This window comes from Corynebacterium sp. USCH3, assembly GCF_037619475.1.
Taxonomy (GTDB): domain Bacteria; phylum Actinomycetota; class Actinomycetes; order Mycobacteriales; family Mycobacteriaceae; genus Corynebacterium.
Genome location: NZ_JAQPZT010000006.1, coordinates 199,970 through 209,703 on the forward strand (window position 1 = coordinate 199,970; position 9,734 = coordinate 209,703).

Below are 9,734 nucleotides of genomic sequence, written 5' to 3' on the forward strand. Positions count from 1 at the left end.
AGGAGGTCCTGCGGGACTATGAAGCTCACCCACGCGAACACTGACGTGCTGAACACCCTGACGTCCCTGAGGGGCGAGGCAGACAAGGCCTACCAGGAGCTCAAGGACCGGAACCTGACGCTCGACCTCACGCGTGGGAAGCCCTCCACCGAGCAGCTCGACCTGGGCATGGACCTGCTCAGCCTCCCCGGGATCAACTACACCACCGAGGGGGGCGTCGACACCCGCAACTACGGTGGCGGCGACGGGATCATGGACATCCGGGCACTGTGGGCCGAGCTTCTCGGTGTCGACCCGGCGTTGCTGATCGCCGGGGACGCCTCCAGCCTCAACATCATGTTCGACCTGATCTCCTGGTCCCACACCTTCGGCAACAACGACTCGGAGCGCCCCTGGTCCGACGAGTCGGTCAAGTGGATCTGCCCGGTCCCGGGGTACGACCGCCACCACACCATCACCGAGACCTTCGGCTACGAGATGCTGACGGTCCCGATGACGGAGCACGGGCCTGACCTGGATGCGGTCCGTGAGCTGGTCAAGGATCCCGCGGTCAAGGGCATGTGGACGGTTCCGGTGTTCTCGAACCCGACCGGGTGGTCGGTCTCCCGCGAGGTGGCCGAGGGGCTCGCCGCGATGGAGACCGCGGCACCGGACTTCCGCATCGTGTGGGACAACGCGTACGCCGTGCACACCCTCACCGAGGACTTCCCGGAGATCATCGACGTCGTGGCGCTGGCGGCGGAGGAGGGCAACCCGAACCGGTTCTGGGCGATGTCCTCGACCTCGAAGATCACCTTCGCCGGTGCAGGTGTGGCCTTCTTCAACTCGTCGAAGGAGAACCTGGACTGGTACCGCGGTATCGCATCGGCCCGCGGTATCGGGCCGAACAAGGTCAACCAGCTCGCCCACGCCCGGTACTTCGGCAGTGCCGAGGGCGTGCGCTCGGTGATGCGGAAGCACTCCGGCATCCTCGCGCCGAAGTTCAGTGCGGTCACGGAGATCCTGGAGCGACGGCTCGGGTACCTGGGCATCGCCGAGTGGACCACACCGGCAGGCGGCTACTTCATCTCGGTCGACGTGGTGGACGGGACGGCGTCGCGCGTCGCCGAGCTGGCGAAGGACGCCGGGATCGCGTTGACCGGTGCCGGTGCGACGTTCCCCTACAAGAAGGATCCGTACAACCGGAACCTGCGGCTGGCCCCCTCCATGCCTCCCATCGAAGAGGTCGAGGTGGCGATGGACGGCGTGGCGACCTGCATCCTGCTCGCCGCCATTGAGGCCGCCGAGGCCGCCGGAGAGTAGCTGTTGAATCTCGAGGAGACGACGTACTGGTTGGCCGATCTGCTGCCCGGTGAGTTCACGACGTCCCGTCGCCGGGTGAGCCAGAGCTTCCCGGAGTTCACCGTCGCCGAGCTCCGGCTGAGTGACGACGGGGACGCGGACGGCGCGGAGACCGTCGCGGCGACGCTGGACGCGGCCCGGATCGAACCGCAGCTCGTCACCGAGGACGGTTCGGACCTGCGCGTGGAGTTCATCACGGTGACCACCGGCCACGGTCGGGCGGCGGCGGACCTGGTGATGGCGGCGGCGACGATGATCTCCAAGGACCCCATCCACTTCTCCCCGCAGCCGGGACTGCTGCTGCCCAAGCTCGGGTGGCACGTGGATGACACGATCACGGCACAGCACGGACTGCTGGTGCCGCCGTTCCTGTGGGAGGACGGGGTGCCGAACGTGCACGAGGTGAACTTCGGCGGCCGGCACGGCGGCGGCACCCAGCACGAGTACACCCATCCGGGCCGGATGACGGTGTATGCGCAGCTGGTGATGCTCACCGAGGAGGAGTACCAGGTTGCCTCGGAGGGTGGGCCGACGGCCGCGCAGCAGATGCTGGCCACCTCGCAGGCGAATCTCAACGACGTCTGGCGGTAGCCTCGGTGGCCGTCCGCCCCGCCTTGTAGGCTGGGTCCGTGGCTCTTTACAGGAAGTACCGGCCGGCAACGTTCGCCGAGGTCGTGGGGCAGGAACATGTGACCGAGCCGTTGTCGACGGCACTGGACAGCGGGCGGATCAACCACGCCTACCTGTTCTCGGGGCCGCGCGGCTGCGGTAAGACGTCATCGGCGCGGATCCTCGCCCGGTCCCTGAACTGTGAGCAGGGGCCGACGTCCTCCCCGTGCGGGGAGTGCGCGTCCTGCCTCGCGCTGGCACCGGGGGGCCCGGGGACTCTGGACGTCACGGAGCTGGACGCCGCCACACACAACGGTGTGGAGGACATGCGTGAGCTGCGCGACCGCGCCTTCTACGCTCCGGCGGATTCCCGGTACCGCGTCTTCATCATCGACGAGGCGCACATGATCTCCTCGGCGGGGTTCAACGCGTTGCTGAAGATCGTGGAGGAACCGCCGGAGCACCTCATCTTCATCTTCGCGACCACGGAGCCGGAGAAGCTGCTGCAGACCATCAGGTCGAGGACGCACAACTACCCTTTCCGCCTGCTGACCCCTCCGGCGATGCGGGGGTTGCTGGGCAGGGTGTGTGAGGACGAGGGGGCCGTCGTCGAGGATTCGGTGTACCCGTTGGTCATCAGGGCCGGTGGGGGGTCACCGCGTGACTCATTGAGCATCATGGACCAGTTGCTGGCCGGTGCGGGTGACGAGGGCGTCACCTACAGTCGGGCGGTGGCGCTGCTGGGGTTCACCGACACCTCGCTGATCGACCGTGCCGTGGACGCGCTGGCGAACCAGGACCAGGCCGGGCTGTTCGGTTGTGTCAGTGATGTCATCGACGCCGGTCACGACCCACGACGGTTCGCGATGGATCTGCTGGACCGTTTCCGGGACCTCCTGGTGGTGCAGGCTGTGCCGGACGCCTTCGACACCGGGTTGGTGGACGCGCCGGTCGACCAGCGTGATGTGCTGGCGGCCCAGGCGCAGGCCGTGGGGCAGGCGACGTTGACCCGGTGTGCGTCGCTGGTGAACGAGGGGCTGGCGCAGATGCGGGGAGCGACGGCGCCCCGGCTGCTGCTGGAGATCCTCTGTGCACGCATGGCGCTGCCGGCGGCGGGGATGACCGTCGAGGCTCTGGCGCAGCGCGTCGAGGCACTGGAGGCAGGGGGAGGGGCAGGCTCCGGTGCGGGGGCTGGTGCGGCTACGGGGACCGGGACGGGTCGACCGTACGTCCGTAAGTCGAAGCGTGAGGCGGAGGGCGCCCAGCAGGCGGCTCAGCAGGCGGTCCCGTCGGCACAGTCGACTGCCGGGGCTCCTGTTCCGGACGCGGTGCCTGAACCGGCGCCGGTCTCCACCCCGGCACCGGCTGAGGCTGCAGCGTCCCCGGAGGACACCCGACGGGCCGAGGCGGAACGTGCCCGGGAGATCATGCGACGGCGACGGCGTCCGTCCGCCGACGAGGCGGTCGGCGCGGTCGGCGCGGACAGTGCCGACGGGCCGAGCGATGGCGGCCGTCCGGAGGTCGCGGAACCGGCCGTCGCCGCTCCGGACGACGACGAGCCGGTCGCGCAGGCACCGCACCCGGTGCATCGGTGGGACGAGATCCTCGAGGCGGTGAAGGACGCCAACCTCGCCGCCTGGATCGCCGCCCGCGACGCGACGGCGCAGGAGGGGCCGGTCGGTGACGACGGCACGCCGGCCATCTCACTGCTCCACCACACCGGCGCACTGGCGAACTACATCAACGCTCCGGAGCATGCCGCGGTCTACACCGGTGCGACAGAGAAGGTCACCGGGTCACCGGTCCGGGTCACCGCCGGTGTCGGGGGCAGGGTCGCACAGGAGTCGCCGGGAAAAGCTGAGGCTGCGGCGGATCCGCAGCCGGACCCCGAACCTGAACCGCAACCCGGACCACGGCCGGAGCCTGAGGCACAGGCACCAGGCCCACGGGATCCCGAGCCGGACCCTGAACCAGCCGACTCCGCGTCGGTGGCACTGCAGCGGGCACGGCAGGTGGAGACTCCGGCGGACAGCCCCGCCGAGGTCCGGCAACCCCGGCAACAGCCCCAGACCCAGCCGCAACCCCGGCAACAGCCGGCGGCGAACAACCAGGGCCAGGTGGAGCAGTTGTCCGGGTGGCGGGCGCGCCGGGCGAAGATCGACGCCCGGCGTGGCTCCGGGGCGGAGCCGAACGGATTCGACGGCGTCCCGCTCCCGGAGGAGCCTGCCGAACCGTGGGACGATGGCCCCGGTGGGGTCCCGCCTGACCCGGAGGGCCCGCAGGGCGTCGACATGGCGGAGGCGGAGGAGGCGATGGCTCAGCTCAACGACCCGTCCTCGGCGAACATCGACCACCGCAGCGCCATCGAGATCGCCGGAGAGCTCCTGGAGAAACACCTGGGAGCCGAACGCACCCGGTAGGTGTGTGGCGCGGCACCCCGGTAAACTCTCCGGGGTAGCGGCATCGCGCCGAGCGCAATGCTCACCGAAAGACCACTGACCTGTACGACCCGTGTACCGACCCCGGAGGGAAAAACCGTGAACCAGCCCGACATGAACCAGATCATGGCCCAGGCCCAGCAGATGCAGCAGCAGCTCCAGGAGGCACAGGCCGAGATCATGGCCTCCACCGTCGAAGGCACCGCCGGCAACGGACTGGTCAAGGTCGCACTCCGCGGCTCCGGCGAAGTCGAGAGCCTGTCCATCGACCCCTCCGTCGTCGACCCGGAGGACGTCGACACCCTCCAGGACCTCATCATCGGCGCCTACCAGGATGCCGGCGAGAACCTCAAGAGCCTCTCCAACGAGAAGATGGGCCCCCTGTCGCAGGGGCTCGACGGTCTCGGCTTCTAGGGCCCGACCACCGTGTTCGAAGGTCCCCTCCAGGACGCCATCGACGAGTTCTCCCGCCTGCCCGGCGTGGGACCCAAGAGCGCTCAACGCATCGCCTTCCATCTCCTCCAGGCCGAGCCGGAGGACCTGGAACGGCTGACCGGTGCCCTGTCACGTCTGCAGAAGGGCGTGCGGTACTGCCGCATCTGCCACAACGTCTCCTCCGAGGAGGTGTGCCGGATCTGCGCGGACTCCACACGGGACGCCACCATCGTGTGCGTCGTCGAGGAGTCGAAGGACATCCAGGTCATCGAGCGCACCGGTGAGTACGAGGGGCGTTACCACGTCCTCGGCGGGGCCCTCGACCCGTTGAACGGCATCGGTCCGAAGGAGCTCAACGTGACCGCCCTGGTGCAACGCATCGGCGGACGGGTCGACGACGTCGTCGCCGCGGACGGGACGGTGGCGGACGCCCCGGACATCGCCGAGGTCATCATCGCCACCGACCCCAACACCGAAGGAGAGGCGACCGCCGCCTACCTCGGGCGACTGCTCAAGGAGTTCCCCGGGCTGACGGTGTCCCGGCTGGCCTCGGGCATCCCGATGGGCGGCGACCTGGAGTTCGTCGACGAACTCACGCTGTCGCGCGCGTTCGAGGGGCGCACCGCGATCCGCTGATACCGCTGACGTGGGGGCCGGGACGGCGTAGCGTGAGCTACGTGACTACATCTGACAACAGCCGGGCGACGACCCGGGCACGTGTGTGGGCCACCGTCTTCGGCGGTGCCGGCGTCCTGCACTTCGCACAGCGACGGTTCTACGATTCCCTCGTCCCCGAGGAACTGCCCGGGGAGCAGAAGTACTGGACGTGGGGGAGCGGGGTCGTGGAGCTCGCACTTGCGGCGGCGATCGCCAACCCGTCCACCCGTGCGACCGCGGCGACGCCTGCGACGCTGTTCCTGCTCGGCGTGTGGCCCGGGAACATCAAGATGGCGCTGGACTGGCAGAAGTCCGGGAAGAAGAGCACCCTGATGAAGATCGGCGGGTGGGCACGGGTGGCGGGTCAGGTTCCGATGATCCTCTCCACGCGGAAACTGGGGGAGCGGTAGCCCCGGCACCGCAGCCGGTGACATTGTTTCGTTTGGGGGACGACACTCTGATAATCAGTATGTCTGTAATAGTGTCCGCATAGAGTGACGCAGCGCACATGTGGTGGCTGCGGGGGCGCTCGGGCGGGGCCACGGGGGTGGTGCGCGGACCGCATGGGGGAGGTCTGCGGAAACGCTTGTTGACCTAAGGAAACTCCGGCGGTGTGGCGGGGTCGGAGGGAGGCGGCGGGGGTGGGGTGGATATATGTGCAGAACCGAATGGATCGGAGCTGTCCGGGGCGCTTCCTAGAGTTCATCCCTATTCACGCGACCTGTGTCGGAGACAGGACTGTCCCTGTCCCGGCGCCCTCGCGATGAGCCTCCATGAACCGACTCTCCGAAAGGAGCCCGATGCCGTCCACCATCCTCGTGGCCAATCGTGGCGAAATCGCCGCACGTGTCGTCCGTACCGCCCGTGACCTGGGACTGCGGTCCGTCGCCGTGTACTCCGAGCAGGACATCGACTCACCCGCCGTCGCTCTCGCCGATGACGCGTACTCGCTGGAGGGCTCCACCCTCCAGGAGACCTACCTCGACATCGCCAAGATCATCGACGTCGCCCAGCGTGCCGGGGCGGACGCCGTCCACCCCGGTTACGGCTTCCTCTCCGAGGTCCCCGACGCGGCCCAGGCCGTGGCCGACGCCGGCCTGACCTGGCTCGGTCCCGCCGCCGACACCATCCGTCAGCTCGGCGACAAGATCAGTGCACGACGGACCGCGATCGCCGCCGGCGTCTCGCCGGTACCCGGCACGACCGACCCGGTGCAGTCCATGGAGGAGGTCGACGACTTCGTCGCCGCCCACGGGTACCCGATCGTGCTCAAGCGGTCCGACGGAGGCGGCGGTCGCGGCATCGAGGTCATCCGCACCGCGGACGACCTCAAGAAGTTCGCCGCGGGCCACGCCATGGCCGGTGGCGACCTGGACAAGTTCTTCATGGAGCGCTTCATCCTCTCCGGGCGCCACATCGAGACCCAGTGCATGCGCGACTCCCACGGCAACTTCGCCGTGGTGACCACCCGTGACTGCTCGGTGCAGCGTCGGCACCAGAAGGTCATCGAGGAGGCTCCGGCACCCTTCCTCCCGGACGGTGCGTTCGACACCCTCAACGCCTGGTCCAAGGCGCTGTTCGACCACACCGACTACGTCGGCCTGGGCACCTGCGAGTTCATGCTCACCGAGGAGGGGGAACTGTTCTTCCTCGAGGTCAACCCCCGCCTGCAGGTCGAGCACACCGTCTCCGAGGAGGTCACCGGTCTCGACCTGGTCGAGGCGCAGTTCGCCATCGCCGACGGTGGCAACATCCCCGAGGTCCCCGAGGTCCGCGGCCACTCCATCGAGTTGCGCATCACCTCCGAGGATCCGGCGAAGGACCTCACCCCGACCGCCGGCAAGATCAAGGAACTCGAGTGGCCCGCCGGCCACGGCGTCCGGATCGAGACCGGTGTCCGGCTCGGCGACAAGGTGTCCCCGGAGTTCGACTCGATGATCGCCAAGCTCATCGTCACCGGGCCCACCCGTGAGCGTGCCATCGCCCGTGCCCGTCGGGCCCTGGGGGAGTTGTCCATCAAGGGCATCGCCACGTCCACGCCGGTGCTGGACCTGATCATGGCCCACCCCGACTTCGACGGCACCAACGGCCACCGCGACCTGCGCGTGCGTACCCGGTGGCTGGAGACCAGCTTCCTGCCCGACGTGGACCTGGGGAAGCTCGGCCAGGACTCCTCCGGGGACGAGGAGGGCGGCATCGCCGCAGCGCTGCGGACCTTCACCGCACAGATCGACGGGCGTCGTCACCGGATCACCCTGCCGGAGGGGCTCGCGAGCCTCGGCTCGATGATGCAGAGCGGTTTCGGCAGCCTCGGTGAGAAGGGCCAGGAGCTCGGGGCACGGTCCCGCCGCAGCCAGCCGCGGCGCGGGTCGCGTCGACGCGGCGGGGACGCCGGTGCGTCCGCCCCCGCCGCCGCCGGCGAGTCCCTCACCGCCGAGGGTGCGCTGCAGTCCCCGATGCAGGCCATCGTCGTGCGCATGGGTGCCGAGCCCGGCACGACCGTCAACGAGGGTGACGTGGTCATCGTCCTGGAGGCGATGAAGATGGAGAAGTACATCCACGCCCCCGCAGCAGGCACCGTCGCCTCGATCGACGTCGCCGTCGGTCAGAACGTCAATGCCGGAGACACGCTGCTGCACATCGACACCGCTGACACAGCCACCGCCGACACCGCCGACAACACCGAGGAGGCCGCGGAATGACCGCTCCCGAGAAGACCACCGTCGACTACGACGCGCTCGCCGCCGCCGCCGACGAGAAGGCCGAGAAGTTCCAGCACGGCAAGGGCAAGCTCACCGCCCGTGAGCGCATCGCCATGCTCTGCGACGAGGGCTCCTTCGTGGAGTTCGGCCGGTTCTTCGGCGGGGACCCCGCCGCAGGATTCACCGGGTCCGCCGTCGCCACCGGTTTCGGCACCATTGACGGCCGCACCGTCGCCATCTACGCCCAGGACTTCTCCATCCGGGGCGGGACCCTGGGCAAGGTCGAGGGCCAGAAGATCACCGACCTCATCGACCGCGCCATCGCCGAGCGTGTGCCCTGCTTCGGTCTCCTGGACTCCGGTGGAGCACGTATCCAGGAAGGCGTCGCCGCGCTGTCGTGGTACGGCCGTATCTTCCGCAAGTCCTGTGAGGCCTCGGGCTTCATCCCGCAGATCTCCCTGATCCTCGGCCCCTGCGCCGGCGGTGCGGTGTACTCCCCGGCACTGACCGACTTCGTGATCATGCCGCGGGAGAACTCCCACATGTTCGTCACCGGCCCGGACGTGGTCAAGGCCGTCACCGGCGAGCAGATCAGCCTGGACGACCTGGGCGGCGCGGAGATGCACAACAGCGTCTCCGGCGTGGCCCACTACCTCGCCGAGGACGAGGAGGACGCGATCGACTACGCCCGCGCCCTGCTCAACTACCTCCCGCAGAACTGCAACGAGGCCACCCCGTCCTACGACTACGTCGCCACCGACGAGGACACCGACGCAGCGCGCAAGGTCGGGGACATCGTCCCGGCCGACAACCGCATGCCCTACGACGTCGTCGAGGTCATCGAGGCGCTGGTCGACCACGGCGAGTTCGTCGAGGTCCAGGAGCACTGGGCCCGCTCGATCGTCATCGGCTTCGCCTGCATCGAGGGCAAGCCCGTCGGCATCGTCGCCGACCAGCCCATGCACAACGCCGGCACCCTCGACGTCGAGGCCTCCGAGAAGACCGCCCGTTTCGTGCGCTGCTGCGACGCCTTCGGCCTGCCGGTCGTCACCCTCGTCGACGTTCCCGGCTACCTGCCCGGCGCCGAGCAGGAGCGTGCCGGCATCATCCGCCGCGGAGCGAAGGTCATCTACGCCTACGGCAACTGCACCGTCCCGGTGGTCACGATGATCACCCGCAAGTCCTACGGCGGTGCCTACATCGTGATGGGCTCCAAGGGCATCGGTGCGGACTTCGCCTTCGCCTGGCCGGACGCCGAGATCGCCGTGATGGGTGCCGAGGGCGCCGTCCAGATCCTGCGCCGCCGCGACATCGCCGCCGTCCCGGACGAGGAGAAGGCCGCGTACACCAAGCAACTCGCCGACGAGTACCAGGCGGAGAACATCAACCCGAACTTCTCCGTGGAGACCGGCGAGATCGACCGCATCGTGGCACCCGCTGACACCCGGGACACCCTCGCCTCCGCCCTGCGTTCGCTGCGCACCAAGGACCGCGACCGCCGCCACTTCAAGTTCCACTCCAACGGGCCCCTGTGACCGACAGGGTGATTAAG

8 protein-coding genes are annotated in these 9,734 nt (G+C 68.8%); all 8 read left to right on the top strand.

What is annotated here, in order from left to right:
• Positions 1 to 18: 18 nt before the first annotated feature.
• A complete protein-coding gene (locus PQI66_RS13790; RefSeq protein ID WP_339999095.1) occupies positions 19 to 1,302 on the top strand; it encodes an aminotransferase in 1,284 nt (427 codons plus the stop codon).
• Positions 1,303 to 1,305: 3 nt separating this feature from the next.
• Positions 1,306 to 1,932, top strand: a complete 627-nt coding sequence (locus tag PQI66_RS13795; RefSeq protein ID WP_339999096.1) for a hypothetical protein — start codon at positions 1,306 to 1,308, stop codon at positions 1,930 to 1,932.
• Positions 1,933 to 1,970: 38 nt separating this feature from the next.
• Positions 1,971 to 4,370, top strand: a complete 2,400-nt coding sequence (locus tag PQI66_RS13800; RefSeq protein ID WP_339999097.1) for a DNA polymerase III subunit gamma and tau — start codon at positions 1,971 to 1,973, stop codon at positions 4,368 to 4,370.
• A gap of 117 nt (positions 4,371 to 4,487) precedes the next feature.
• On the top strand, positions 4,488 to 4,802 hold the full coding sequence (locus tag PQI66_RS13805) for a YbaB/EbfC family nucleoid-associated protein (RefSeq protein WP_339999098.1): 315 nt from the start codon (positions 4,488 to 4,490) through the stop codon (positions 4,800 to 4,802).
• A 12-nt stretch (positions 4,803 to 4,814) separates the two neighbouring features.
• Entirely contained in the window at positions 4,815 to 5,459 is a 645-nt protein-coding gene (gene recR / locus PQI66_RS13810; protein ID WP_339999099.1) for a recombination mediator RecR, read from the top strand.
• Between the two features lie 41 nt (positions 5,460 to 5,500).
• Positions 5,501 to 5,890 carry a DoxX family protein gene (locus PQI66_RS13815; protein ID WP_339999100.1) on the top strand — a complete coding sequence of 130 codons (390 nt, stop codon included), beginning with the start codon at positions 5,501 to 5,503 and terminating at the stop codon, positions 5,888 to 5,890.
• 363 nt (positions 5,891 to 6,253) lie between these two features.
• Positions 6,254 to 8,182, top strand: coding sequence for an acetyl/propionyl/methylcrotonyl-CoA carboxylase subunit alpha (locus PQI66_RS13820; protein WP_339999101.1), 1,929 nt, complete (start codon positions 6,254 to 6,256; stop codon positions 8,180 to 8,182).
• Entirely contained in the window at positions 8,179 to 9,717 is a 1,539-nt protein-coding gene (locus PQI66_RS13825; protein WP_339999102.1) for an acyl-CoA carboxylase subunit beta, read from the top strand. The genes PQI66_RS13820 and PQI66_RS13825 overlap by 4 nt, the downstream gene beginning before the upstream one ends.
• The last annotated feature ends 17 nt before the right edge of the window (positions 9,718 to 9,734 follow it).

Bases quoted from the DNA above. Each gene is read 5' to 3' on its own strand.
- PQI66_RS13820 (WP_339999101.1), top strand. From the start codon at position 6,254: ATGAACCGACTCTCCGAAAGGAGCCCGATGCCGTCCACCATCCTCGTG.
- PQI66_RS13825 (WP_339999102.1), top strand. From the start codon at position 8,179: ATGACCGCTCCCGAGAAGACCACCGTCGACTACGACGCGCTCGCCGCC.
- PQI66_RS13790 (WP_339999095.1), top strand. From the start codon at position 19: ATGAAGCTCACCCACGCGAACACTGACGTGCTGAACACCCTGACGTCC.